This window comes from Emticicia sp. GW821-FHT11C11, assembly GCF_058808615.1.
Window position 1 is genome coordinate 831,372 of the sequence record NZ_JBXARV010000001.1, and the last position, 26,793, is coordinate 858,164.

A 26,793-nucleotide genomic window follows, 5' to 3' on the forward strand; every position below is an offset into this window, starting at 1 on the left:
TCTTATTTAAGTGTATATACTCTATGAATGCCACTGATGGATAGTCTTGGGTGTCGTCCTCCGGACACTAAATGTAACTGATCTCCAATCCAGCCACTGATAATACCATGGCGCCCCTCCGGAATCGGGCCTTGTTTTTCCCATTTATTGGTCAGGGGGTCAAAAACTTCCAGCACGTCAAAACAGCTCCAGACGTTTTCTCCACCATAAGTATAAATTTTATTGTTATGAACAGAAGAACCAAAGCCGCCTCTTGGTGTGGGTATATCAGCCATTCTTCTCCATTTTTGTGTGGTGGGGTTATACTCTTCCATGTAAGCCAGATTGAACCTTAAATCATCTTTCCGGCCTGAGATAGCATAGATTTTCCCATTCACACTTTCTGCTCTCAGGTGATCTCTGGGGTGCGTCATCGATGGCGCCCTGAACCAGCTGTTATGCTTGATGGAATAACCGAATAAAGCATTAGAAATGTTCTTATCTGCTTTAATGCCGCCTACATACCAGATAGTATCATTGCTGATACATATACCTCCGGCTCCCCGGGGCTCAGGCATGGCAGCTAAAGTTGCCCAATTATTAGTGGCAGGGTCATATCTGTATAAAGTATTCAGAGGCTCCCAGTTGGCAAACATAAAGCCCCTAATTCGTAAAGATAAAGGCTTAAAACCTCCAACCAGATATACATATTTATTGTCTGCTACAACACCACCGTGATTGATTGGTTGAGGAGTATCTTTGATGGCCTCCCATTGTTTTTTATCTGCTGAATACCGGTAGGAACTGATAAACGTTTGCCCCCATTGATTGATACCTCCAAAAATATAGAAGAACCCATTTTGCGTAGTTCCTCCCGCTTCTGTACGTGCTTCGGGAAGCTCGCTTTCTATGGTAAAAGTGCCGTTTTGTGTGACAACTGGTGAAGCAAGAGCAAAGGGGCTCCAGGAAACAAACCACCATTTAGCAAGGAATACACCAATAATAATGACAAGGGATAAGGACAGAAGTAGATATCTCTTCACTAGGAATTAATTTAAGTTAGAATCAATGGCTATAGTAAAATTTGACGAAGGTATATGTATACGTTTAAAATTCCAATTTATAAAGACAAGGGATTGTTAAATTTAATCCGGAGATAATTGGGGAGGGGAATTTTTAATGGGAGCCTGCGGCTAGGTTTGATATGGTAATGTGGTGGATGGTTAACAGTTTGTGTTTGATTATAGATATCAAAGATCGTAATTGCTTTGGTGGTTACGGTCTTTTTGTTTTTTACGGTTCAATTGTAATTTTATTCTGCTTGATGAACCCAAATAAACTTATTTTCTTTGAAAGTAATAACTCCACCACCTTCTTCATGTTTACGAACTAATATTGATGGGTTTTTTAGTTCAACTTGTTCACCTCCTATAATTTCACCGTCTTCAACAATTACTGTGTTAGTTTCTTTATCTATCGTTGTACCCCAAAAATCTACCCAACTGAAATTTGTTCCCATTTCACCAAAGGATTTATCTAATCCAACTGTTGTAATTTTTTTACTTTGTCCGTCAATAATCATAATATTCTTTATGTTATTTTTATTGACAAAAAAAATCAGGTCTATAAAATTATCATTATTCAAGTCAATTTTAATGGTATCGTTTAACTTGTATATTTTATAATCTTTAAATTCACGTGCCAAAGAAATTTGTTCAGATTGAATATCCTCGGCTCCGTTGGCAATAGTATCTTGTAATATCTTAGCTTTAACTTCGGAAGGTTTTAAGTTACTAGTACTATCAATGGTTTTTGCGGTTTCATTTCGTTTGTTACAGGAATAAGTAACCAACAGAATCAGAATTAAAATTATAGCCTTCATAAAAAAAAGATTTTAATTATAGTTTAATTGAAGTTTCTGAGCTACCCGTTACTCAATTTTAGCGCATCCATTTCCATTTACTTATCCCCAACATATCTTGCATACAGTTGATAAATGTATATACTATTTTCATCCCAGATTTTCTGGTTGTTAACCCATTCGGGTAGTTTCTTTAAGAGAAGAGATTTTTCTTTGGTTTCATAAAGGAAACTTAATTGGTCTGTAATTGGGTATTTATAGTTTCGGAAATATTGCAGCTTAAAAGTTTTCCATTCATCTATTCGTGCTTGAGAATGGATGCAATTATCAACACCTGAGCCTAGATAATCATATATTACCTTTTTCAACGGGTGTTCGACACTCTGCAAATAATTATATGAAGCTTCAATTCCAGAAAATAGTAAGTATTCTCCATCAAAACCACACCAACTGTCAAGGTCTATATCTTTAGCTTCATAAAATGCCCAAATTACTTCGAGATTATTGAAAAGCGTTAGAATGTATGCGCAAAAGTATAAATTATCAACTTCATAGTCTGTTTCTGAGCAATCATTCTTACGCAATTTTATTTCTTCCTTGAATAAAAACTTAACAATCTCATAGTCGCTTTCTCTAAAATCATTATAAACGGCAATATTGAGCCTTAGTCGCAAAAACTGATTTGAGTTTTCATCATTTTCATCAAAACTGTAATTTGCCAATAAATCAGGATTTTTTCTGACTAAATCCAGTTCTTTTTGGTATTTATTAGTCACATCTAAAATTGTGGTATTCATAAAACTAGAGCGCAGTGGTCAATATTTTTTAATATGAAATTAAGATGTAAAACTAAGGTTTTCCTAGTTATTTGCGACCCTTAAAACAAAAAAATAGTATAGAACAAATGTCTCGTGGCGGCTTAGAACAATATTCAGTACCAAACTAATCCCTTGACCACACGTTGTAAAAGATGGTTAATAAAAACCACTGGTTATCTACCTAAATTCACCTACAAACAAAATCCAACTTTCCTTGCTTTTCTTATAATTTATTCTTTATTTAACGGAGTGTTTCAAACAAAGCATCATGAGAAAACTTCTTTTGGCAGTTGTTTATACTTTAACCGGGCTTTGCACTTGGGCACAAACCCGGGTAGTAAAGGAACCGAACGGAATGATGGTAACCGAGGTGAATTATAATCACCTGCCGGTTTTAAGGTATAAGGGGAGCCTCTTTCTGAAGGATTCAGTAGAAATGGGGACTTTTGCTGTAGCCGGTGGCGAAATATTTCAGAAACCGGTTCTTTTTGATGTTTTCAATCAGAGCTTTCTCGCTGACTTCGGAACTAAGATTGTACCTCTCCGTAATACAGATATTCAGGTGGGTAATCGTTTCTTTAAAAACATAAATCACAGCTATTTTGAGACCTTTTTTGATGCAAAAGTAAAAATACTGGTACGCTACAGTTGTGTGCTGAAAGACTTTGACAAAGGGGGAAAAGATAGGTCTTTCCCTAAAATCGACAATGATTTTATAGGAGAGGTTGTTCATAAAACAGATTATTTTCTGTTATTCCCGGATAATAAATTGCACGCAATCGGCCTCAGTAACTATTCGGTTGCAGTTGCGCTAGAGAAAGAATATGATGGATTGACCTATTATATCCGAAAATGGAACCGGAAGATTACCACCGCACAAGACCTGATTGATTTGCTCAAATATCTGGATTCGGAAACAGTTCTGTAATAAAAAACAGCCCCAAAAAAGCATTTCAGGGCTGTTCAAAAGAAGATTTAATATCACAAACTACTCCCTCGGCCAAACATTATCGGCAGTGCTGGAATCCGGGAAACGGCCGTGAGGGTCAAAAGTTATTTTTTTGATTTTACGCTTGCCAAAATTCAGCACGGCATCGTATGTACGTTTGCCATCGAACCAAACTGAGGCAGGCCAGGTAATTTCGGCGGTGGTGGCGTCAATCATTTTAGCATTCGCTAAGGTTTTAATAGCCGGACCTTCTACTTCAAACTCCACTTTCAGCACCACTGGTGATGGCATCTGCCCTGCCTGATGCACCGTTACCGTTGTTTTGCCACTGGCGGTTTTTACATCCTGTATCGAGCTTTCAACCGTTTCTGTTGTCCACAGCCAATAGTACCAGAACCAGTTCAGATCCTGTCCCAATTCATTATTCATAAAGAAGATATAATCCCACGGAGACGGGTGCTTATAAGACCACGTGGTGGTGTATTTTTTCATGGCATTCATCACGGCTGTGTCACCCACAATACCACCCAACATCGACAACATCAAAGGTGTCTTCCCATAGGTCTGGAATCTATAGCCGCTGCCTGCATCGTTGGCGCTCCACATGAGAGGCGCTTCGTTTTCATCGCCGGTTACACGGCCATAGCTTTGTCCCAGCCCATCTAACTTATAAGGTCTTCCTGCTATATCAGCATTCGACAGTATATTCATATACTGGTTAAAACCTTCATCCATCCAGCCGTAACGGGTTTCATTATTGCCTACCACCATCGGCCACCATTGGTGTCCGGTCTCGTGGTCTGCCGCACCTTGATTAGAGTTGATAACCATCGGGTATTCCATACCTGCACTCGGGCCATCCTGCAAGGTCATCTGAGGGAAAGGATACGGTGCCCAAAGTTTTGAATAGAACTCAAGCGCATGGCGTGTTAAGATACCGGCTTTTTCAAACAATTTGGCTCTTTCAGGCAGGTAAACCATGTGAATCGGAATAGGGCCTTTGCCCGGTATAGTGGCACGTGTGGCTCTCCATACAAAGTTTTCAGCGGTAGCCCAGGCAAAATCATTCACTTTGTCGGCAGCAAAATGCCAGGTGAGTTTGTCGCCCGTTGCTGTTGCTTTACCAGCTCCTTTTTCTGCCTCGCCCACAATGATTACCTCATCATTCGAGTTAAGAACCGTAGAAAGTCTTTGTCTGGCAGTTTCAGTCAATACCTCGTTCGGGTTCTGCAGTACTCCTGTACCGCTTACAACCCAGCCACCGGGCACGGTGATGTACACATCAAACTTGCCGAAATTATTATAGAACTCCGAAGGGCCCAGGTAAGGGCTGGTTTCCCAACCACGCAGGTCATCATATTTAGCCAGACGAGGGAACCACTGCGTAGGCTGAAACAGCTTGCTATCAAATCGTTGTGTCATGCGGTGTCCAAGTCCCTGTGATCCACCGGGGAGCTTGGTATGCCAGTCAATATCCAGTACAGCGGTGGCACCTGCTTTCACCGGATTAGTAAGGGTAATAGTGGCTATCGACTGTTTAAGACCATACACCTGCAATTTACCACTTGCCATATTACCACCACGACCCATGGCTGGGGGAGGTGTCAGGTCTACTGTCTGGCCGTCTACTTTCAGGCTGGTTACTATCATGCCTTCAGTTGTTTCAGCAGGTACTGATGCCCCGCGCTGAATCTCCGGACGGAAGAGGTTATGATCAAGGCGCAGTACAATTGTTTTCAGGTCGTCCTTGCTGTTATTATGTACCGTAATTTTCTCCGATCCGGTAATGGTTTGTGTGGCCGGGTCGAGGCTTGCGTGAATCGTGAAATCGGTTTCTAATTGCCAGTAATTAGGGCCGGGTTTACCGGATAAATCACGGGTACCAGCAGCAAATGTTTTGCGGATAGAGTTGGTCATCGGTACATCCAATCGCACTGAGCGCTTCGATGTTTCAAATGGTTTAGTGTTTGGGGGATTAGTCTGTTGCGCTGATGCAAACGTAGTTGCTATCAGCAGTGTGATGAGGGTAATTCTGGCAATCATGATCATTAAGCTGTTTAGAGTTTGCTTTGTAAGTTTAGATTGCTAATTTAGTAATATTTGCCGTAAAGCCAACGGTTGTGGTGTTTACCTCATAAACGAAGATTGTCTCACCATCAATTCCACCGGAAAAACGATCGTCCGGGGTTCTATCGTGGTATCAGCAGGAGCGTTGAGCATCTCAAGCAGATGATTGATGACAGAAGAAGAGATTTGTTTCACCGGTTGTTTCACCGCCGTGATGGCAGGGTTTAATACATCATACAGCAGGTGGTCGTCAAAACTCACCAACCCCATTTGTGCATATTTTCCACCCAGTTTGTTAATGGCTTTCAGCCCGCCAAAGGTAAGGAAGTTAGTACTGAAAAAGACGGAGTCCAGCTCATCATTGGCTTGTAGAAACTGTGTTATTGTATTGGTTATTTCTTCGTAATTGAGCTCATAATGCAGTTTCAACAAATGCGGTTTCAGTTGTTTCGATTCGATGAATTGCATATAGCCCTCAATTCGTTCTACCTGGCTGTATAAATCCAGTGTTACAAAACCAATATTTCTGAATCCGTTTTCATACAGGTGACTGGTAGCTTCATAAGCTCCCGTTTTGTTATCGACCAGTATATTAAAAGTGTTGATTTCAGAGAAGCAGCAATTGTAGATGATCATGGGTTTGCCCTCTTTATGCAGGTTTTCAATGACCGTTTCAATACCCGATACTGGTGAAATAATAAAACCATCCACATTACGGTCGTGCAAGAGTTTGATAACCGATTTCATCTGATTCAGTTCATTGTTTGAGCTGGCTACGATGAGTGTGTATCCGGCTTTCAGAGCAATTTTTTCTATACCACTGGCAACCTCCGAAAAGAACGGATTGTCAATATCGCCCACAATCATGCCTATGGTTCTACTTTTGCCTGTACTCAGACTGCGGCCTAAATGATTGGGTTGATAGTCAATCTCTTTAATATAGGACTCAATCTTCTGTATAACCTCTTTGCTGATTCTTTTTTCCTGACCTTTGCCATTAAGCACGAATGACAAGGTAGTAACAGAAACCTGTAGCTCTTGTGCCACATCGTAAATTGACTTTCTTTTTTTCAAGGGAGTGATGATGGGAGTTTATCTCTCAAAAATATAATAATTATTGGATATTTATATAATTTCCCGGATTTTCATAAGGTAAAGAATAGCTATTAAAGCAGAAATCAAGAGAGTCGGCCCATAAAAAAAGCCCTTATAGGGCTTCGATATGCTAAGCTAAAGTGCCTTTCCTATGCCATTGAAAGCTTATTCCTTCCGGCGCAGAATCAAGAAAGAGGAAATCGAAAGGATCGATAAACTGATTATTCTTTTTTAGTGTATAATGCAGATGAGGGCCTGTTACGGTTCCGGTAGCACCTACTTTGCCAATCAATTGTCTACGGGAAATTTTCTGACCTCTTTTTACAGATATTTTACTCAGGTGTCCGTAAACCGATTCAAAGCCATGCTGATGCCTGATGCGGACGTAATTGCCGATATCACTTTTATAGCCTGCTTCAAGTACTACGCCGTCTCCGGTTGAGTACACTTTTTCGCCAACGCCTCCTTTCAGGTCAACTCCCTGATGAAACCGGGTTACCTTATGAACGGGGTGATTACGAGAGCCAAAGAAAGAATTGATATGAATACTTCTGTCGAGAGGGGAGCCTGCGGGAATATTGTAAATATAATTTTCTTTGAAGGGGTGATTGTATATGTAACGAAGAATATCGTGTACTTCTCTGAGGTAACTTAATCCTTTCCAACTGTCTTCTTTTACTGCTTTTGATAAATTGTTAAGTGCGATATTCTGTGAGAAACCTGAGCTGATGCATCCAAAAATAATTAAAAAACTGAAAGCTAATTTTTTCATTCCCGACTTCTTTGGTTAAAGTTTTGCAAAAGTAACTTATCTCTTCTGAACGAATAAACCGGGTGTTTATTGCCGGACAGAATTCTTTTGACAAGCCGTAAGACGGATGGTTTAATTAGTATTTCACCCTATTTTATACGTATATAGCTTCATTTCTTTCAGTGAATAAGTATCTTTGGCATCCATTTCTAAAAACAGAATTGCCTCATGAATATTGAAATAACAGACCGCAACGGGGTGCCTATAGCAGAATTGATTGCTGACGGAATAGTGATTAATGAAGTGCAGGATGCATTAGATATATTGGCCAATGCGGGCTATTCAGGTGCTGATAAACTGATTATTCATGCAAAGAATATTACGCCTGATTTTTTTGATCTGAAGACCGGAATTGCCGGAGAGATTCTGCAGAAATTTTCGAACTATAATATGCCACTGGCCATTGTGGGCGACTACTCCTCATACACAAGCAAGAGCCTGAAAGATTTTATTTATGAAAGCAACAAAGGAGGCAGGGTGAATTTTGTGAGCAGTGTAGAAGAAGCGTTAGAGGCTTTGCTAAAGAAATGAAAAAGCCCGTATCGGTGTAGATACGGGCTTTCAAAGATATTAGCAGATGTCGGCTTAAATCTCTCTGATTTTGATATTTTTATACCACACTTTATTTCCGTGGTCTTGAATAGCAATTTTCCCTTTTGGAAATTTTGCAAAGCCTTCCCATTTTTTGAATTTGCTGTTGGCTACAAGGTTATCCCAATTCGCGCCACTCAGGTCAAACTCAACAGTTTGTTTGCCGTTCAACCAGAAAGTACCTTTATTAGCTTTACGGTCGATTCTCATTTTGGCTGTGTTCCACTGACCTGCAGGTTTTACTATGTCAAAAGACGTCGGAGGAATCATGTCATATAATGAACCCGCTTTGTGGTTGCCGTTTTTACCAGCTTTAGCATCAGCATGGCGTTCGTCGTCAAGTACCTGCATTTCAGGACCTGTAAGGTAAGGGCAGCAATATTTTTTGTCTTCAACTACACCCCACATCACCCCACTATTACCACCTTCGGCAATTTTCCAGTCAAGTTCTAATTCAAAACTTTCATATTCTTTATCAGTAATCAGATCGCCACCGCCTTTTTCTGTTAAAACCATGGCGCCGTCTTCTATTTTCCATTTGTCTGATAGGGGCTCGGTTTTATTAAATGCATGCCAGCCGGTGAAATCCTTACCATTGAAAATTGTTACCCATTTTCCTTTTTTCTGAGCAAATGTAGTAGTTGCGCAAGTCATTAAAATAACCATTAACGCAACACCACCTAATTGAATTTTTTTCATGAAGATATAATAAGATTGAGGTTGATTTTGATTCAAAAGTACATAATAAATTAAATGCAAATCAAGAGAGATTTATATATTATTCTTTTGATTGCCATTTATAACGATCCTGCTGGTTTAATCGTATCAAAGGGGCCGTTAAAGCCCCTTTGTTTATACAGATTTAATCAAACTGTTAAAGTCCTAATGCCTTACGGTTTACCTTTTCATCAGCACCGGTAGCAGCAAAATCGTCGAAGGCACGAGTGGCTACCTGAATGATATGACTGGCAATGAACGGCGCACCTTCAGCCGCCCCTTGTTCTGACGATTTAATGCAGCATTCCCATTCCAATACAGCCCAGCTTTCGTAATTGTATTGCGACAACTTACTGAAAATGCTTGAGAAATCTACCTGTCCGTCACCCAATGAGCGGAAACGACCCGCGCGATCAGCCCAACCGGCATAACCACTATAAACACCTTGACGGCCTGATGGGTTAAACTCGGCATCTTTTACATGAAATGCCTTGATACGATCATGATACAGGTCAATAAACGCCAGATAATCTAATTGCTGTAACACGAAGTGGCTTGGGTCATAGTTGATACAAGCACGTTTGTGGCCTTTCAGGTAATCAACAAACATTTCGAAAGTAGAGCCGTCGAACAGGTCTTCTCCCGGGTGCAATTCGTAGCAGTAATCTACGCCATTTTCATCAAAAACATTCAGAATCGGTTTCCAGCGGCGGGCCAGTTCTTTAAAAGCAGTTTCAATCAATCCGGCAGGGCGTTGTGGCCATGGGTATAAAAACGGCCATGCCAGTGCCCCTGAAAAACCTACATGCGTCGTAAGTCCCAGGTTCTGAGATGCCTTAGCTGCCCAGAGCAATTGTTGTTCTGCCCATTTACGGCGTGCTTTTTCGTTGCCATGAACAGACGCAGGTGCGAAAGCATCATACATGGCATTATAAGCTGGGTGTGAAGCAATCAATTGACCCTGTAAGTGGGTTGATAATTCGGTGATTTCAAGACCTTTGTCTGCCAGTTTACCTTTCAGTTCGTCGGCATATGTTTTAGACTCTGCCGCTTTTTGCAGGTCGATGACGCGGCCATCCCAGGTAGGTAACTGAATACCTTTATAACCTAGGTCTGCCATGTAATCGGCAATGGTATCTAATGAATTAAATGGGGCTTCATCGCCCATGAACTGCGCAAGAAATATGGCTGGTCCTTTGATTGTTTTCATATGTCTGATAATTAGTATTGAGTGATTGTGTGAATTAGTGAATGAGTGATTACAATGCGATTATTGTTGTTTAGTGTTTTTTCTGGCTTTTGCTAGAATTGATAATAGTTCATATCCTTCTTTGATTAATTCCTGTAAACGTTCGAGCGTTTGAAAACCAATATCGATAGTCATTTCTAGCCAAAATATAGACTCGTCTAATTCTTCAATAACAATAGAAATCTTTGAGAAAAACTCATTGCGACTTCTGGCTCTTCGTACAGCCCTATAATTTGCTGCCGTAGATGAAGCTGACCTTACTAATTGAGTTCTAAAAACATTTGCTTCTATCTTATTTGGAAGAGACTCTGAGACTTTAATACACCTGATTGCAAAAGATTTAATTCGCTTCATCATTAATTCAGCAAATTCTTCTTTGGGCAAATAAGCAGCCTGAGCCTCTTCAAGAAAAAAACTCATAGAGCGATATGGTTAAAACGATTAATATCTAGTCTATTTAAATCACAAAGTTTCTTCGTAATCACTAAATCACTCATTCACTAACTCACTAAATTGGTAATTTCACGATTTAAATTTGACCCACTTCGAATTGCTTTTGCCTGAGGCAATAACAGTTTCAACAAACTGCATACCTCTGATACCATCTTCGATAGTCGGGAAATCCAGTTCGATATCGGTTGGGGTTTCTCCGTTCATTCTCTTGCGAACAGTACGGGCGAAATTACGGTAAATATTGGCGAATGCTTCCAGGTATCCTTCAGGATGGCCCGATGGAAGACGAATATTAGCTTTCGCTTCAGGACAAAGATTACCCACCGACGGACGGTAAATATGCTGGAATTCCTGTGTTTTATGCGTTAAGGTATTTGGCTCTTGCTGGAACCACGCAACACTACCCAACTCACCGTAAACTCTGATGTTCAGATTGTTTTCGTCTCCATTGGCAATCTGGCTGCAATGCAAAATACCTTTGGCACCGCCTTCAAAATGAAGCAATACGTTGGCGTCGTCGTCGAGTAAACGGCCTTCAACAAAAGTGCTCACATCGGCACACATTTCGGTAATCTTCAGGCCTGTAATGTATTCAGCCAGATTTTCAGCGTGGGTTCCGATATCCCCCACAGCGCCGGCTATCCCTGAACGTTTAGGGTCAGTGCGCCATTCGGCTTGTTTGTACCCGCGTTTTTCTTCCAGAAATGACAGCCAGCCTTGCGGATATTCGACTACTACCTTGCGTATTTTACCCAAAGCACCGCTTTGCACTAAATGGCGTGCCTGTTTTACCATCGGGTAGCCGGTATAATTGTGTGTAAGAGCAAAGGTAAGGCCTGTTTTTTCGACAATGTCTTTTAGTTTTCTGGCCTCAGAGAGAGTAAATGTGGCAGGTTTGTCGCAAATGACATGAAAGCCGTTTTCAAGGGCCATTTTAGCAGGTGCAAAGTGCATGTGATTCGGAGTAACAATAGAAACCGCATCCATACGATCTTTGCGTCGTTTCTCTTTTTGAATCATTTCTTTGAAATCACCATAGCAGCGTTCCGGCGCCAGCATTAAGTCTTCACCTGACGCCTTTGATTTTTCGACAGTAGAACTGAACGCCCCGCAAACTAATTCGATTTCGCCATCAATGGCAGCGGCTGTTCGGTGTACAGCACCAATAAAAGCTCCACGACCGCCACCAACCATTCCCATTCGGATTTTTCGTTGCATATTGTAGACTAAAGGGTTGAATTTTAATTAAACTATTTATTTAAAAACTGCTTTTCATCAACTGATTGTCTGCCAATGAAAAACGAGGTTACTTGAATGCCTCTGACAGACTTACTTTAACAGATACAATTACATACGCTTAAGTAGGAAACTCTCTGTTAAATTCATCTTTGAATAGCATCAGAAAGCAGTATTTTTATTGATGAAAATGCTTTACAATATCATTAAAGGCCGAAATTTGCTAATGAAAGCTAAAATTATAACTTTGTGTAAAATAAAAAGGTTTAATCTGATTTTACAATTAAGAAAACCTTTTATTTCATTAATTTTCGACCACTTTTTATGAAAACCTGCCTTAATTGTCATAAGGAATACGATACATCTTATAAGTTTTGCCCGACTTGTGGGCAAAAAGCTACGGTTCATCGCATAAATACCTCGTTTCTGGTTCATGAGGTGATTCACGCCTTCACACATGCCGACACCGGAATTTTCTATCTGGTAAAAGAACTGGCGCTGAGGCCTGGCGAGGTTATAAAAGAATATGTAGCCGGCGAAAGGAAAAAATACTACAACCCGTTCAATTTTTTTCTGATTACGGTTGCTATTTCGGCCTTTTTATCTTCCTACTTTCATCTGTTCGATGTCGATTTAAAATCCACCAATCCGGTTTCGGCCATTGTAACCAAACGCGTGAACTGGATTTTCGTTGCTTCCGTGCCCATACAAGCGTTTTTTACCTGGCTGTTTTTCAGAAAAAAGAAGTATAACTATGCCGAAAATATCCTCTTTCATTGCTTTCTGGGTGGTTTCAGATTCGTGTTTTTCGTGCTGATATTTGTTACTTTCGTAAGCCTTTTCAGAGAGCATTATAATCAGATTCTGTATATTTATTTTGGGATATATATCTTATACGTTACCTGGGCAGCCAAACAGTTTTATGAAGAAAACTTGTGGCTTACGGGAATCAAAATTTTAGCTTCATTTGTAATCAATCAGATGATTATAGCCATCGTAATCGGATTTGCCTACCATGCTTTTTTTAAGAACCAGCACTAAATAGTAATGCAATTGTAAAATATACAATTATAAATATGATTTTCTTTTGAAAGAATATAAAAAAAGTTACTTTTACGCACACAAAAATTTATTAAACCCTAAAAAACTACTAACACTATGGTAAATGATTCGCGCCTATTTAATGCAAGTTGTTTTGCGCTAATTACTACAGCATTTTCATTCAGTATTAGGGCAGGTATTTTGCCTCAGCTCCAGACAGAATTAAATCTTACGGGTGAAGAAGTAGGATACATCAATTCAATGTGGTTCTACGGATTTCCGCTTTCAATGATTATCGGCGGATTGGTTTATCATACAATCGGACCAAAAATTATTATGCAATTTGCCTTTTTTGCTCATTTCGCCGGAATTATATTAACAATTTATGGTGGAAGCTACATTGGCTTGTTGATATCTACTTTTTTAATTGGATTGGGTAATGGTTGTACCGAAGCAGCTTGTAATCCTATGATTGCAGATACTTATTCAGGAACAAAAATGAATACCATGTTGAACCGGTTTCATATGTGGTTCCCGGGAGGAATTGTTATCGGAAGCTTGTTATCAGAATTTATGACTACTCAAGGCTTTGCGTGGCAAACACAAATCTGGATAATTCTTATTCCAACTTTAATTTATGCTTTCTTATTCTTCGGACAAGCGTTCCCTAAACCAAAAGTTGAAGGTGTAACATCTGTTGGAAATAACCTGAAAGCAATGGCTACGCCTTTGTTTATCTTCATATTTATATGTATGATCATGACCGCTACTACCGAATTTGGTCCTCAACAATGGGTAGGTTTAATTTTGAAAAGCAGCGGAGCTAAACCAATGTTGATTCTGGCTCTGGTTACAGGTCTGATGGCCGTTGCCAGATTTTTCGGTGGCGCTATTATACATAGATTCGACCAAACCGGTGTTTTATTAGGTTCTGCAGTTCTTGCTACCATCGGTGTTTATTTGTTCAGTACCCAAACAGGTACTATGGCATATGTAGCGGCTATCTTTTTTGCCATGGGTGTTGCCTATTTCTGGCCGACTATGATTGGCTTTACAGCTGAGAGAGTACCTTTAAGTGGTGCGCTTGGTATGTCTGTAATCGGTGGAATCGGTATGTTATCTCAGGCATTTATGAACCCTCAAATTGGCAAATGGCTTGATACTGCAAAAGCGAATCAGGCAAGCCTGGGGCTTCAGGGTGAGCAATTAGAACTGGCAGCCGGACAAGAAGTACTGGGAATTTTAACATTGTTTCCACTGGTATTAATTGTGTTATTTGCCGGGCTTTATTTCTGGCAAAAGAATAAAAAACCTGTACACGCCTGATTTTAGTACTATTTAGTATTATATAGATATTCAAGAAAGCCTTGTTAATTCACTTAGCAAGGCTTTTTTGTTATTTTTGCTACTGAGTCAATTTTAACCATATTTCAAGGGTAATCCGGTTGAATGCCAGATGCATAGCACAGTGTCAGAACATCAACAGATTACCACTGCTTCAATCATATCTAATTAAAAATGCTAACTATTTCTACACCGGGCAGAATCTGCCTTTTTGGCGAACATCAGGACTACCTGGGCTTACCCGTCATTGCAGCAGCTATTTCGCGCAGAGTGCAAATCAAAGGTGAACACCGGAACGACAACAAAATCATTATCCATTTGCCGGATATCGGCTCGGAACTGCAAATGGAAGTTTCAGATGCCAGAATGCCTTATCTGGAGAAACGCGATTATTTCAGAAGCGGTTATAATGTACTGATAGATAAAGGCCTTACGTTTTCGAAAGGCATGGAATGTACTGTAAATGGCAATATCCCCATCAATTCCGGAACATCCAGCTCCTCTGCCTTGCTGGTAACCTGGATTCATTTTCTATCTAAAATGTCTGATAGTCCACACGAGTTTACCTCACAGGAATTGGGCGAACTGGCATTTCAAGCTGAGATTGTTGAATTCAACGAACCCGGCGGTATGATGGATCATCTTTCTACTGCCATTGGTAATGCGGTTTATCTGCAGTTTGAACCTCAAGTAATAGCAGAAGCATTGCAGCCAAAGCTGGGCACATTTGTATTGGCCGATTCTCTTGAGCCTAAAGATACTATCGGAGTGCTGAGACGCGCTAAATTTGCCCGTCTGGAATTAATCAGCAAAATCAGGGAGAGCATTCCTGCTTTTTCTCTACATGATTTTGAAACCGATAACAAAACCCAACTGGAAACCATACTGACAGCAGATGAATATGCCTTGCTGAGTGGAACCTTGCGCAATCGGGACATTCTGCGAGAGGCTCTGGTGTTATTTCAGAACAATACCATGACCGATGAAACACTAGGGAAACTATTAACAGAACACCATAATATTTTAAGAGACCTTCTTCAAATTTCCACTCCTAAAATAGAACGTATGATGTCGGCGGCACTTGAAGCCGGGGCATTGGGCGGAAAAATCAACGGCTCGGGTGGAGGTGGCTGTATGTTTGTATATGCACCCGATGAGCCGGAAAAAGTTGCAGCAGCGATAGACGCCGTTGGTGGTAAAAGCTATGTAATCAGGATTGATAACGGTACGATCTGTTTCTGAGGGTACTCCCGATTTGTAAATTCTGATGGAATTTTTTTCGACAAAAAGTGATTATATATCCGTTTAATAATTATTTTTGTTTTCAAATTTATAGCCTTAAAATGTGAAATGGCTTTGCTTTTTAGCAAAGCCTTTGAGTTTCATGTGTTTTTTTAAGAAAAAAAAGTAGTTTTTGCACGAAATTTTAGAAAAATAAGCGTCAATGAGAATAAGTCAGACAAAATTTGTCGATAACACCTGGAAAGAACTTTCAACAGAAGACAATTTTTCAAACCACAAAACCGGGTTAGTACTTGCATTCGGAGACAGGAAAATTCTGGAAGTATATAATCCTTACCCATACCTGAACCAACAGTATCCCAACGCTGAGATTATTATTAATTCTACTTCGGGAGAAATCTACGACGATAGCGTTCATGACGGCTCAATCATAGTAACAGCTATTGAGTTTGAAAAAACTACCGTAAAAACTACCAAGATTGATATTACTGACCATACAGAAAGTTTTACTGCCGGTGAAACAATAGCACAAAATCTGAAAACCGACGATTTAGCGGCTATTCTGGTAATTTCTGACGGCGGGAAAGTAAACGGCAGCAAACTGATAGAGGCGCTGAATATTGCTACCGATAATAAAATTCCGATTTCAGGTGGCTTGGCCGGTGACGCAGGTCGTTTTGAAAAAACACTGGTAGGGCTAAACGAACAGCCTACTGAAGGCCGTATAGTTGGTATAGGATTGTATGGGAAAGACCTGAAAATAGGCCATGGAACAAAAGGAGGGTGGGATGTGTTTGGGCCTGAAAGAGAAGTGACAGAATCTGAATATAATGTGTTATATAAGATAGGAGATAACGCAGCCCTTGATTTATATAAGGATTATCTGGGCAAATATGCTAAAGATTTACCGGGTGCTGCTTTGTTGTTCCCGCTTTCAATGCGATTCAAGCCTAATTCTGAACCCGTAGTAAGAACTATTCTTACCATAGACGAGGAAAAGAAAAGCATGACATTTGCCGGAGAGTTGCCTAAAGGTGCCATGGTAAGGTTTATGAAAGCCAATTTCGATCATCTTATTGATGCTTCCTCGTCTGCAGCGCAAGCCTCGGTAGAAAACCAATCGAAAGCACCGGAATTGGCACTATTAATAAGTTGTGTAGGGAGGAAACTGGTTTTGGGACAAAGAATAGATGAAGAAGTAGAGGCTGCCAGAGATATTTTTGGTGACAAAACGGTAATAACGGGCTTTTACTCTTATGGTGAAATATCACCGGTTTCATTACATTCTCATTGTGATTTGCATAATCAGACGATGACCATTACCACTTTTTCTGAAAATTAATAAAAATGGAATTCGACAATATACATAGACTACTTGCCAAGCAAATAAAGAAACATTTGTCGGAAGAATGTCTTAAGCAACCACCCTTTCAGAATTTCATAAGAGCGGTTAATGATTCTTATCATAGTTTTGATCGTGATAAAGAACTGTCAGAGCATTCGACGTATCTGAATGAGCGTGAGTTTTATGAAATAAATCAGAAACTCAAAAATGAAATAGCGCAACGTCGCCAGTCGGTTGAAAAGCTGATTGATGCAATCAATTTGCTTGAAACACCCGAAAGCGATTCTTCTAAGATAGATGATAATAATCTGGCATCATTAGTTGATTTGCTTCAAAGACAAATCCATATCAGGAAGCAGACAGAGGCTGAACTGATTAATGCAAAAGAAGTGGCAGAAAGCGCTACTCAGGCAAAATCTGAATTCCTGTCGATGATGAGTCATGAAATCAGAACGCCACTCAATGCCATCATTGGGCTTACCTACCTGATGCAACAGGAAGAGCAGACGCCTACGGTTATGGAAAACCTGAAAACCCTGCATTTTTCGGCTGAAAACCTACACCTGTTAATCAACGATATATTAGATTTCAGCAAGATAGAAGCAGGAAAGGTAGAATTGGAAGAGATGCCGTTTGATTTGAAATTGCTGGTTTCGAACATCAAAAAGGCAAATCAGGTAAAGGCTGAGGAAAAGGGTAACAAAATCAAACTTATGTTTGATGACGATATTCCTGCTACCTTAATCGGAGACTCGTTGAGAATTGGACAGGTGCTGACTAATCTGGTATCAAATGCCGTTAAGTTTACATTGAATGGCAGTGTAACTATTGAGGTATCTGTTGTGAAGAAAAATGAAGAGAAGGCAACTGTATACTTTTCTGTTACCGATACCGGTATAGGTATTCCGCTTGACAGGCAGAATCTGATTTTTGAAAGATTCTCGCAGGCAGACTCCGAAACAACCCGGAAATTTGGCGGTACAGGTCTGGGGCTGGTAATCAGTAAAAAACTGGTTCAACTTCATAATAGCGATATTTGTCTGGAAAGTGAGGTAGGCAAAGGAACAAAATTCTGGTTTACGATAGACCTGCGTATAGGAGCCACACTGAAACAACAGGTTGCGTCTTCTCTGACAGAAGATGAAAATGATGTGAGCCTAGAAGGGGTAAAGCTATTATTGGTTGACGATTATTTCGTGAATATCAGAGTGGCTTCCAAATTTCTTGAAAAATGGAAGGTAACGTTTGATACGGCTGAAAATGGCATTATTGCACTTGAAAAGTTCAGAAACAATGAATATGACCTGATTCTGATGGACATACTGATGCCCGAAATGGACGGATATACTGCCGCAGAAAAGATAAGGGAGACGGGCTCAGAGATACCTATTATTGCATTAACTGCTTCTGCAACCATGAATAATCAGGACAGAGCCTTTTCTGTAGGTATGAATGACTACGTAACGAAGCCATTTAACCCTAAAGAGCTCTACCATAAAATAGCTAAGTATAGCGGCAGGATATAATAAATTGCTTGCTGTGCATTGACTGAATACCAGGATACCAAAATCTGATGAATAGCTGAATTACGAACTATTTTGTAAATTAGTGCGGTATAAGCCATTTTGAAGGATTGATTGTGACAAAGAATATTGTTATTTCAGAGTTTGGGGTTATCAGAAAAGCGAGTGATTATGACTCGCCTGTTGATTCTTTTACCGAAGTATTTGTATCTGACAAGGTTTTTCTACAAATAAAGACATTTGTTTTTGCCTTCGCGAATGACCTGCTCTTTACTTATACTGCCCAGCGCGGCAAAGAGCAGTTGAAAGTGAAAAACTATGTAGGGCTTATTCCCGTATCTGATGCGGTTCAGATAGAAATCCTTCCTAAAACAACCGCTAACTCTACTAAAGAAGCCCGACGGATACTATTGAAGATGCTTCAGAAAATTCCGTCTTATCAGGTTTTATCTCAGGCTAATGTAGAAGCCAGCCATTTACCCTTGCTCGAAATTTATGCGGTTGTTTTCCTTGATGAACTCGAGAAACTCCTACGAACAGGGCTAGGCAGAAACTACGAGAAAACAGAAGCCAACGAAGCATTCATTAAAGGGAAAGTACTGATTGCTGAAAACATCAGACAGAACCATTTGCAGCAGCACCGTTTGTTTGTTTCTTATGATAACTTCATAGAAAATATACCTCAAAACAGAATCTTAAAAACCTGCCTGTACCGACTTAAAACTGCGGCATTCAGTAGCCACACCAGGCAACGGATCTGGCAGAATCTGTCAGTTTTTGAAGGTATTAGTCTGTCCGATAACCTTACGCTTGACTTCGTCAAAAGTCATACGGCCAACCCGCATTTCGAGAGATACGTAAACCTGCTGCAGTGGGCTAAGGTATTACTCAATCAACAATCGTTCCTGCCATTCTCCGGCGATTACGAACAATTATCTTTGTTGTTTCCGATGGAGGTTCTGTTCGAAAACTATGTGGGTAGTTTATTCCGTAAATATATACCGGGCTCTCATCAGGTCAGGCTACAAGACCGCCGCAAGCACCTGATAGTAAAACACAGGGAAAATTCAAGGTTCAGGTTAATACCCGATATCGTGGTGGAAAATGAAGCTGGGGAAGTGTTGATTTTTGATACGAAATGGAAACTCATTGATGCCTCTAAAAACAGGCAGAATTACGGAATTGAACAGACTGATTTATACCAGATGTATGCCTATGGTAAGAAATACAACGCTAAAAAGCTGTATCTGATTTATCCGGCCAACGAAAATTTCAGAGAATCGTTGGAGGTATTTGATTACGAAGAAGACCTGGTGCTGCACGTAATACCTTTCAATTTAATGAGCGAAGGAAGTGCCGAACTACAAAAGATTATGCTTTGATAAGTTATCAGTACCAGTGCTTTTAAACTAGACATTTTTACTTATCTTGCAATTGAAACCTTCAACCTGATCTTAACTATGCCTATTTTACTCACCTTACTTGCTATCATAGCGCTTGTAGTTTTAGTAGCATTTGTAAAGCTTGATACCTTCATTTCATTTATTCTGATCGCCATTTCTCTGGGTCTTGCAACAGGCATGGATGTTCCGGCTATTGGTAAAGCCATTCAGACAGGTATTGGCGGTACATTAGGAGACCTTATACTCATTATCGGGTTTGGTGCTATGCTCGGCAAACTGGTAGCAGAGAGTGGTGCAGCTCAACGCATTACAGATACGCTAATCAATATTTTCGGCAAAAAATACCTGCAATGGGGGCTTGCGCTGGCAGGTTTTATCATAGGTATTCCTTTGTTTTATAATGCAGGCTTCATTATTGTTATCCCCCTTATATTTTCTATAGCGGCATCAACCAATATGCCTATTTTGTATGTGGGTATTCCTATGCTTTCGGCCTTATCGGTAGCACATGGTTATTTACCTCCGCATCCTTCACCGGCTGCTATTGCTTCTCAGCTCAATGCTAATGTAGGGCAAACCCTTATTTACGGCATCATTGTGGCTATTCCGGCAATTGCTATTGCCGGGCCGATTTTCGGGCGTACCCTGAAAAAGTATAAACCTCAGATTGATACTACATTATTTAGCCTGAAACCAGTACCTAAAGAAAAACAACCCAGTTTATTTGAAAGCCTGCTGGTAGCTTTAATGCCTGTTTTTCTGTTGACTTTAACCTCTTTCGTTAAAGGCTATGCCCCCGATAACCAGATAGTGTTGTTGATTGCCGAGCCTTATGTAGGTATGTTGCTTTCATTACTATTGGCTATGTATTTTCTTGGCATCAAACAGGGGCATAGCATAAAGGTAGTAAGCAAGCAACTGGAAGAAGCCTTTAAGAGTTGCGCAGTAATATTACTGATTATTGCCGGAGCAGGCGCTTTGAAACAAATATTGAAAGACAGTGGCACCAGCGATTACATCGGAGCACAATTGCAAGGCTTTGATATTAATCCCCTGATACTAGGTTGGACTATTGCGGCGGTGCTACGTCTTTGTGTGGGTTCAGCTACGGTGGCCGGTTTAACTGCCGTAGGTATACTGGCACCATTGATTCAGAATCAGACAGGTGTAAAACCAGAACTGATGGTACTTTCGATAGGTGCCGGAAGTTTATTATTTTCGCACCTCAATGATGGCGGATTCTGGCTTTTTAAAGAATATTTTAACCTGTCTATCAAGGATACTATCAAAACGTGGTCGGTTATGGAAACCATTGTGTCGGTAGTGGGCTTATTAGGCGTATTAGTTTTAAATCTTTTTGTATAAAATATTATTATGACACCCGAAGAAAATCTGGCAAAACTGAATGTAGAGTTACCTCCGGCACCCGCGCCTAAAGGCGTATATAAGCCGGCATTGATAGTTGATAAATTTATTTATGTGTCAGGTCATGGACCTGTTCAAACTAATGGCACGCTCATTTTTGGCCGGATTGGCGATGATGTAGACATTGAAGCAGGTAAATTAGCAGCCCGTCAGGTTGGGCTTACCATCCTGTCTACATTGAAGACAGCATTGGGAAGCCTTGACAGGATCAAACGCGTAGTGAAAATACTGGGTATGGTTAATTGTACTGGTGATTTCGGAAGTCACCCTTATGTAATTAACGGTTGCAGCGAATTATTTGCCGATATATGGGGTACCGAAAATGGCATCGGTGTGCGTTCTGCCGTAGGAATGGGTTCTCTACCTGAAAATATTCCGGTTGAAATCGAAGTGATTTTTGAGCTAAACGAAGATTGAGAAATGCTTACAATCAATAAAGTACATCATATAGCCATCATCAGCTCCGACTACACAAAATCAAAGTATTTCTATACAGAAGTTTTGGGTTTGCAAATCGTCAGAGAAGTGTATCGTGAAGCCCGTCAGTCGTATAAACTGGATCTGGCCATAGGGGATAACTACGTGATAGAACTGTTTTCATTTCCGAACCCTCCACTTCGTCCGTCGCGTCCGGAGGCCCGTGGTTTAAGACACCTGGCTTTTGAAGTAGCCAATGTTGAAAAAGCCAAAGCGGCCATTGAGCAGAAAGGAGTAGAAGTAGAACCTGTCAGGATAGATGAATTTACCGGTAAAAAGTTCACTTTTTTTGCCGATCCCGACGATTTACCTATTGAGATTTACGAGCAGTAATAAACATTGATTGTGTTTTAAAGAATGATATTATGGATTGGTACAAAGTAAGCAATGAGCATGAACTTGATTCTCCCTCATTGTTGATTTATAAAGAACGCGTGCGAGAGAACATCCGGAAAATGATTGAGATTGCCGGAAGTGCAGAGCGCTTATTTACGCACGTGAAAACCAACAAAATGCCCGAGATTGTGAAGATGATGATCAGCGAAGGCATCAGTAAGTTTAAATGTGCTACCATTGCCGAGGCTGAAATAACAGCCATGGCCGGGGCAAAATTCATTGTGATTGCCCACCAGTTAGTAGGCCCGAAAATTGAGCGCCTGGTGCAATTATGTCGGTTGTATCCGGATGTAGTTTTTGCTTCATTGATTGATTCGATAGAGATTGCGAAACAACACAATGAGATTTTTGAAGAAGCGGGGCTTGTATCGAACGTGTTTCTGGATGTAAACAGCGGCATGGATAGGTCAGGACATCCATTGGACGATAAAATTCTTGATTTGTACACGTATCTGGCCTCACAGCCTCATTTAAAGTTGCATGGACTGCATGTTTATGACGGTCATATACGTGCCGATGATTTTGGAGAACGCAAGCATGAAATTGATAATGGGTTTGTAGATGTAAAGCACTTGTTAGAAACCATTGACGAAAAAGGTTTACCCAAACCTATGGTAATTGCAGGTGGTACACCTGCTTTCACGTCTCATGCCTTGCGCGCTGAAACCTATTGCAGCCCGGGTACCTGTGTTTTGTGGGACTGGGGCTATGGCGATAAACTAACCGAACAACCTTTTGAGTACGCCGCTTTGGTGCTTACCAGAGTCATTTCTAAGCCACAGAAGGGTATTGTAACAGTTGATATGGGTCATAAGGCGGTATCAGCTGAAAACCCGATAGATAAACGCATACGTTTTCTGAACCTGACAGATTATGAATTGATAGGACAAAGCGAAGAACATGGCGTATTGAAAGTGAAAGATTGGGAGTCAATAAAAGTGGGCGATGCATTGTATGGTGTACCGTATCATGTATGCCCTACTGTTAATTTATATGATGAAGCCTATGTGATTGAAGACCGCCAGGCAAAAGAAGTGTGGCAGGTCTTAGGCCGCCGGAGAAAAGTCAGTGTATAGAGGCAAACAGGATTGCCTCCTTTAAAATAAAAGCCGGCATTGTCATTGACAGCGCCGGCTTTGTTATTGTTCTTATCTTAAAATATCTGTCTGGCAACGGCAAGAGTAGTATCAGACTTGCTCATTGTATAAAAATGTAAAGCCGGTACTCCAAAATCCATCAGTTCACGGCATTGTTGCGTGCACCATTCTATACCTAATTGTTTTGCTTGCTTATCGTTTTCGCAGGCAGCTATGTCTTTTCTGAAAGCCTCCGGCATATCCAGAAAGAATAGTTTCGGTAGCACATCTAACTGTTTTTTAGTCGATAAAACCTTCAGTCCGGGAATAATCGGTATAGTGATGCCTTCGGCACGGCAGCGGTTTACAAAATCAAAGTATTTCTGATTATCAAAAAACATCTGCGTGACTACATAGTCGGCCCCTGCGGCAATTTTACGCTTCAGGTTTTCGATATCCAGGTCTAAAGTTTCAGCTTCAAAATGCTTTTCAGGATACGCAGCTACGCCAATGCAGAAATTACTACTGGTAAGATACTCTGAATCATCGTGCAAATATTTACCGTTATTCATATCTTTAATCTGGCTTACCAGTCCATTGGCATAAAAATGGCCGTCTTCTTTCGCTATGAATGAATTGTAAGGTTTGGCAAAATCACCCCTTAAGGCCAGCACGTTTTCAATGCCCAGATAATTGAGATCAATCAGTAAATCTTCTGTTTCTTCTTTAGTAAAACCACCACATAACACATGTGGAACGGGGTCTATCTTAAATTTGTGCATAATTGAAGCACAAATACCAACAGTACCAGGTCGCTTATGAACTTTTATTTCTTTTACCTGTCCGTCCGGCAACTGCTTGAATATATATTCTTCTCTGTGATAGGTCACATCAATAAAAGGCGGCTTCAGTTCCATCATCGGCTCAATCGACTTCATTAAATCATTGATATTGCTTCCTTTAACTGGAGGAATGATTTCGATTGAAAAAACGGGTTTATCCGTTGCATTGCTTAAGTGTTCAATTACCTTAGCCATCGTTCTTTGATTGAGAATATATCTTTTATTTTCGACAAAATTAGATATATTATTTATTTGAACAAATTTTTGTAGTTAAATTATCTTTTAATTTTCAATGAAATAGTTTTTATATCGTTACTTGTCCATAATTACGAACGAATTTCTTTTTTTAATTAAAACCTAATAGCTTTTTGTTTTTGATATTTCCTAAATTAATTATCTTGCATTTCTAATTTTATGCAATATATCGTTTTCAACATCAAATCAATTAAACAAAATGAAAAGACTATTTACGTTATTAATTATTGGCTTGTTTGCGTTTTCTTTTGAAGTTTCTGCGCAAACTACTACAACTGCTGCCTTAGATACTGTTGCCGCAAAAAGTTACGTTGGTAAGTATAAAATGAAAGATTCTCCGTTTGAAGAAATAATCGTAACATTAAAAGGCGGCAAACTGATAGGAGAGGCCGTAGGCCAGGGTGTTGCCGAGCTGGCTCCAACTAAAGAGCCGGATGTATTTGAAGTGGTAGGTTATGATGGCAAACTGGAGTTTGTTAAAAATGAAGCCAAAACAGTAATTAAACTGAAACTTACTATGCAGGGATCGACCATGGAGGGAGATAAACAGCCCTGAGTGAAATTTTAAATGCCTGACGAACGTTAAAGCCTGAGAGCCCAGAATCTGCTCTCAGGCTTTTTGATTATATACTCAAACATTTTTCTTATTTTTGCAGATAAATAAGATAATAATACTCAATGGAATTTGGACAGCAACCTTATTGCTCTTTCTGTGGTAGAGGAAAAAGCGAAGTAGAACTCTTGATCTCGGGTACAGAAGCAAATATTTGCAATTTTTGTGTTGAACAAGGGCATCAGCTTGTACAACAGGAGTTATTTGGAGTAACAAAGAAAGAAAAAAAGAAAAAATCAGACTTACCCAGATTTGACTTGAAACCCCCTGCCGAACTGAAAGGTCATCTTGATCAGTTTGTCATAGGGCAGGACGAGGCCAAGAAAGTATTGAGTGTGGCTGTTTATAATCACTATAAGCGCCTGATGCAAACCAGAAAAGATGATGACGTGACGATTGAAAAATCGAACATCATTATGGTAGGAGAGACCGGAACCGGTAAAACGTATCTGGCGCGGACTATCGCCAAAGTTTTGCAGGTGCCTTTCGCCATTGCCGATGCTACCGTTTTAACTGAAGCCGGCTATGTAGGTGAGGACGTGGAGAGTATCTTGAGCAGATTATTGCAGGCAGCTGATTATAATACCGAACTAGCCGAAAGAGGGATAGTATATATTGACGAAATTGACAAGATTTCCCGCAAAAGCGATAATCCGTCTATTACGCGTGACGTAAGTGGCGAAGGTGTGCAGCAAGGGCTATTGAAACTGTTAGAAGGGTCAATTGTTAATGTACCACCTCAGGGCGGCAGAAAACACCCGGAACAAAAACTGGTTCAGATTAATACTGAAAATATACTGTTTATTTGTGGTGGGGCTTTTGACGGTATCGACAGACACATTGCCAAACGTATTAATACCCGCCCGATTGGTTTTTCAAACGATGCCAAGCGGCTTGAACTTTGGGAAAACACCAGTCTGTTACGTTTTGTTACCCAACAGGATCTGAAGTCTTATGGATTGATTCCGGAGTTGATAGGTCGTTTACCTTTGTTGACGTATCTGAATCCGCTGGACCATGATGCATTGAGACGTATTCTTATAGAACCAAAAAATGCCTTGACTAAGCAATACAAGAAACTTTTTGCTATGGAAGGGGTAACGCTTGAGTTTTCGGACGAGGTATTAGAGTATATCGTAGAAAAGGCAATGGAATACAAATTGGGTGCACGTGGCCTGCGCTCTATTTGCGAAGCCATTATGACTGATATCATGTATGAAGTGCCTTCTAATAAAGACATTAAGACTTTCACTCTTACGCTCGACTACGCACGAAATAAATTCGAGCACTCAGCGTTCTATCAATTGAAACTGGTAGCATAATCTGCAGGCATTCTTATAGAACCCTATAAAGCTTACCAAGTGGCTTTATAGGGTTTTTTGTTGATACCTCTATCGGTTTTATACAAGATTTGTTTCTTTATAAAAGCTATTACCTCAATGCTCAAACCCTTAAAATTTATCTTTGTGCTTCTGATTGCACAAGGATGCCGACGTGAGTATGCTCACTTCCAGAACACTGCCTCCGACAATTACCCAAAACCTAAGAAGCAAGTAGAAAAACCTGTAAATACTCTTCAGGATTTGGCTCGAAATGATGAGAAGGAGATAGCGCCTTTACCAATGCCTGATTTCGAGAATATTACTGCCGGAATCGAAACGGATACGCCAATCGAAAAAAATCAGTTAAACAACAAAACAGATTTGTTTCCGAAAGGGTTATTTAAAAAGAAAACACAAGGACCTGAAAAAAAGAAACCCGGGCTTTTTCAGAAGCCTGAGAAAAAAGGTATTTTTCAAAAGAAGAAGTCAAAAAAAAGAGGTGGTTTGAGTCATCGTTCAGTTGTGAGACTGGAAATAGGATTTGTATTATTAGGAATAGCTGTAGTTTTTGCTTTGCTGCACATTACTATTCTGGCAATTATTTTCGGAATTTTATCGGCGTTTATGATTATACGAGGGCTGAGAAAACTATTTTAACGACAA

Annotated in this window: 26 protein-coding genes; 15 read left to right on the forward strand and 11 right to left on the reverse strand. The window is 40.2% G+C overall.

Features of this window, described 5'->3' with window-relative positions:
* Positions 1–2: 2 nt before the first annotated feature.
* The 3 genes from AC1RRY_RS03505 to AC1RRY_RS03515 all read right to left on the reverse strand — a co-directional run bounded on the left by AC1RRY_RS03505 (position 3) and on the right by AC1RRY_RS03515 (position 2,637).
* Positions 3–1,022: a Kelch repeat-containing protein gene (locus AC1RRY_RS03505; RefSeq protein WP_492818005.1), complete on the reverse strand. Its 1,020-nt coding sequence runs from the start codon at positions 1,020–1,022 to the stop codon at positions 3–5.
* A gap of 269 nt (positions 1,023–1,291) precedes the next feature.
* On the reverse strand, positions 1,292–1,861 hold the full coding sequence (locus AC1RRY_RS03510; protein ID WP_492818004.1) for a hypothetical protein: 570 nt from the start codon (positions 1,859–1,861) through the stop codon (positions 1,292–1,294).
* 77 nt (positions 1,862–1,938) lie between these two features.
* Entirely contained in the window at positions 1,939–2,637 is a 699-nt protein-coding gene (locus AC1RRY_RS03515; protein ID WP_492818003.1) for a hypothetical protein, read from the reverse strand.
* Between the two features lie 289 nt (positions 2,638–2,926).
* Here AC1RRY_RS03515 and AC1RRY_RS03520 point away from each other — a divergent pair, with 289 nt between their 5' ends.
* Positions 2,927–3,586 carry a hypothetical protein gene (locus AC1RRY_RS03520; protein WP_492818002.1) on the forward strand — a complete coding sequence of 220 codons (660 nt, stop codon included), beginning with the start codon at positions 2,927–2,929 and terminating at the stop codon, positions 3,584–3,586.
* A gap of 60 nt (positions 3,587–3,646) precedes the next feature.
* Here AC1RRY_RS03520 and AC1RRY_RS03525 read toward each other — a convergent pair whose 3' ends face one another.
* The 3 genes from AC1RRY_RS03525 to AC1RRY_RS03535 all read right to left on the reverse strand — a co-directional run bounded on the left by AC1RRY_RS03525 (position 3,647) and on the right by AC1RRY_RS03535 (position 7,541).
* On the reverse strand, positions 3,647–5,650 hold the full coding sequence (locus AC1RRY_RS03525; RefSeq protein WP_492818001.1) for a M1 family metallopeptidase: 2,004 nt from the start codon (positions 5,648–5,650) through the stop codon (positions 3,647–3,649).
* Between the two features lie 84 nt (positions 5,651–5,734).
* Positions 5,735–6,748, reverse strand: a complete 1,014-nt coding sequence (locus AC1RRY_RS03530; protein WP_492818000.1) for a LacI family DNA-binding transcriptional regulator — start codon at positions 6,746–6,748, stop codon at positions 5,735–5,737.
* 151 nt (positions 6,749–6,899) lie between these two features.
* Positions 6,900–7,541 (reverse strand): M23 family metallopeptidase, encoded by a 642-nt coding sequence (locus tag AC1RRY_RS03535; RefSeq protein WP_492817999.1) that lies wholly within the window; start codon positions 7,539–7,541, stop codon positions 6,900–6,902.
* A 207-nt stretch (positions 7,542–7,748) separates the two neighbouring features.
* On the opposite strand from AC1RRY_RS03535, the gene AC1RRY_RS03540 reads away from it, so the two are divergent.
* The gene (locus AC1RRY_RS03540) at positions 7,749–8,111 is read left to right on the forward strand and encodes a DUF4180 domain-containing protein (RefSeq protein ID WP_492817998.1); all 363 of its coding nucleotides are present in this window, start codon (positions 7,749–7,751) and stop codon (positions 8,109–8,111) included.
* A gap of 54 nt (positions 8,112–8,165) precedes the next feature.
* On the opposite strand, the gene AC1RRY_RS03545 is transcribed toward AC1RRY_RS03540, so the two are convergent.
* From AC1RRY_RS03545 to AC1RRY_RS03560, 4 genes are all read right to left on the reverse strand, one after another.
* Positions 8,166–8,870: a 3-keto-disaccharide hydrolase gene (locus AC1RRY_RS03545; protein WP_492817997.1), complete on the reverse strand. Its 705-nt coding sequence runs from the start codon at positions 8,868–8,870 to the stop codon at positions 8,166–8,168.
* A 175-nt stretch (positions 8,871–9,045) separates the two neighbouring features.
* A complete protein-coding gene (locus AC1RRY_RS03550) occupies positions 9,046–10,098 on the reverse strand; it encodes a sugar phosphate isomerase/epimerase family protein (protein ID WP_492817996.1) in 1,053 nt (350 codons plus the stop codon).
* Positions 10,099–10,158: 60 nt separating this feature from the next.
* A complete protein-coding gene (locus AC1RRY_RS03555; protein ID WP_492817995.1) occupies positions 10,159–10,557 on the reverse strand; it encodes a four helix bundle protein in 399 nt (132 codons plus the stop codon).
* A 102-nt stretch (positions 10,558–10,659) separates the two neighbouring features.
* Positions 10,660–11,808 carry a Gfo/Idh/MocA family protein gene (locus AC1RRY_RS03560; protein ID WP_492817994.1) on the reverse strand — a complete coding sequence of 383 codons (1,149 nt, stop codon included), beginning with the start codon at positions 11,806–11,808 and terminating at the stop codon, positions 10,660–10,662.
* A 342-nt stretch (positions 11,809–12,150) separates the two neighbouring features.
* Between AC1RRY_RS03560 and AC1RRY_RS03565 the strand changes: the two genes are divergently transcribed.
* The 10 genes from AC1RRY_RS03565 to AC1RRY_RS03610 all read left to right on the forward strand — a co-directional run bounded on the left by AC1RRY_RS03565 (position 12,151) and on the right by AC1RRY_RS03610 (position 23,098).
* A complete protein-coding gene (locus tag AC1RRY_RS03565; RefSeq protein ID WP_492817993.1) occupies positions 12,151–12,867 on the forward strand; it encodes a DUF3667 domain-containing protein in 717 nt (238 codons plus the stop codon).
* Positions 12,868–12,984: 117 nt separating this feature from the next.
* On the forward strand, positions 12,985–14,193 hold the full coding sequence (locus tag AC1RRY_RS03570; protein WP_492817992.1) for an MFS transporter: 1,209 nt from the start codon (positions 12,985–12,987) through the stop codon (positions 14,191–14,193).
* 192 nt (positions 14,194–14,385) lie between these two features.
* Positions 14,386–15,453 (forward strand): mevalonate kinase family protein, encoded by a 1,068-nt coding sequence (locus tag AC1RRY_RS03575; protein ID WP_492817991.1) that lies wholly within the window; start codon positions 14,386–14,388, stop codon positions 15,451–15,453.
* A 202-nt stretch (positions 15,454–15,655) separates the two neighbouring features.
* Complete coding sequence (locus tag AC1RRY_RS03580; RefSeq protein ID WP_492817990.1) at positions 15,656–16,795, forward strand: FIST signal transduction protein; 1,140 nt, start codon at positions 15,656–15,658, stop codon at positions 16,793–16,795.
* A 5-nt stretch (positions 16,796–16,800) separates the two neighbouring features.
* The gene (locus AC1RRY_RS03585) at positions 16,801–18,324 is read left to right on the forward strand and encodes an ATP-binding protein (RefSeq protein ID WP_492817989.1); all 1,524 of its coding nucleotides are present in this window, start codon (positions 16,801–16,803) and stop codon (positions 18,322–18,324) included.
* 113 nt (positions 18,325–18,437) lie between these two features.
* Positions 18,438–19,703, forward strand: a complete 1,266-nt coding sequence (locus AC1RRY_RS03590; protein ID WP_492817988.1) for an McrC family protein — start codon at positions 18,438–18,440, stop codon at positions 19,701–19,703.
* A gap of 78 nt (positions 19,704–19,781) precedes the next feature.
* Positions 19,782–21,089, forward strand: a complete 1,308-nt coding sequence (locus tag AC1RRY_RS03595) for a gluconate:H+ symporter (RefSeq protein ID WP_492817987.1) — start codon at positions 19,782–19,784, stop codon at positions 21,087–21,089.
* Positions 21,090–21,098: 9 nt separating this feature from the next.
* The gene (locus tag AC1RRY_RS03600) at positions 21,099–21,566 is read left to right on the forward strand and encodes a RidA family protein (protein ID WP_492817986.1); all 468 of its coding nucleotides are present in this window, start codon (positions 21,099–21,101) and stop codon (positions 21,564–21,566) included.
* Positions 21,567–21,569: 3 nt separating this feature from the next.
* Positions 21,570–21,959: an SMU1112c/YaeR family gloxylase I-like metalloprotein gene (gene gloA2 / locus AC1RRY_RS03605; RefSeq protein WP_492817985.1), complete on the forward strand. Its 390-nt coding sequence runs from the start codon at positions 21,570–21,572 to the stop codon at positions 21,957–21,959.
* A gap of 32 nt (positions 21,960–21,991) precedes the next feature.
* Entirely contained in the window at positions 21,992–23,098 is a 1,107-nt protein-coding gene (locus tag AC1RRY_RS03610) for a D-TA family PLP-dependent enzyme (RefSeq protein WP_492817984.1), read from the forward strand.
* A 77-nt stretch (positions 23,099–23,175) separates the two neighbouring features.
* On the opposite strand, the gene metF is transcribed toward AC1RRY_RS03610, so the two are convergent.
* Complete coding sequence (metF, locus tag AC1RRY_RS03615; protein ID WP_492817983.1) at positions 23,176–24,135, reverse strand: methylenetetrahydrofolate reductase [NAD(P)H]; 960 nt, start codon at positions 24,133–24,135, stop codon at positions 23,176–23,178.
* Positions 24,136–24,394: 259 nt separating this feature from the next.
* Here metF and AC1RRY_RS03620 point away from each other — a divergent pair, with 259 nt between their 5' ends.
* From AC1RRY_RS03620 to AC1RRY_RS03630, 3 genes are all read left to right on the forward strand, one after another.
* Positions 24,395–24,751: a hypothetical protein gene (locus AC1RRY_RS03620; protein ID WP_492817982.1), complete on the forward strand. Its 357-nt coding sequence runs from the start codon at positions 24,395–24,397 to the stop codon at positions 24,749–24,751.
* 122 nt (positions 24,752–24,873) lie between these two features.
* The gene (gene clpX, locus AC1RRY_RS03625; RefSeq protein WP_492817981.1) at positions 24,874–26,130 is read left to right on the forward strand and encodes an ATP-dependent Clp protease ATP-binding subunit ClpX; all 1,257 of its coding nucleotides are present in this window, start codon (positions 24,874–24,876) and stop codon (positions 26,128–26,130) included.
* A gap of 117 nt (positions 26,131–26,247) precedes the next feature.
* Positions 26,248–26,787 carry a hypothetical protein gene (locus tag AC1RRY_RS03630; RefSeq protein ID WP_492817980.1) on the forward strand — a complete coding sequence of 180 codons (540 nt, stop codon included), beginning with the start codon at positions 26,248–26,250 and terminating at the stop codon, positions 26,785–26,787.
* The last annotated feature ends 6 nt before the right edge of the window (positions 26,788–26,793 follow it).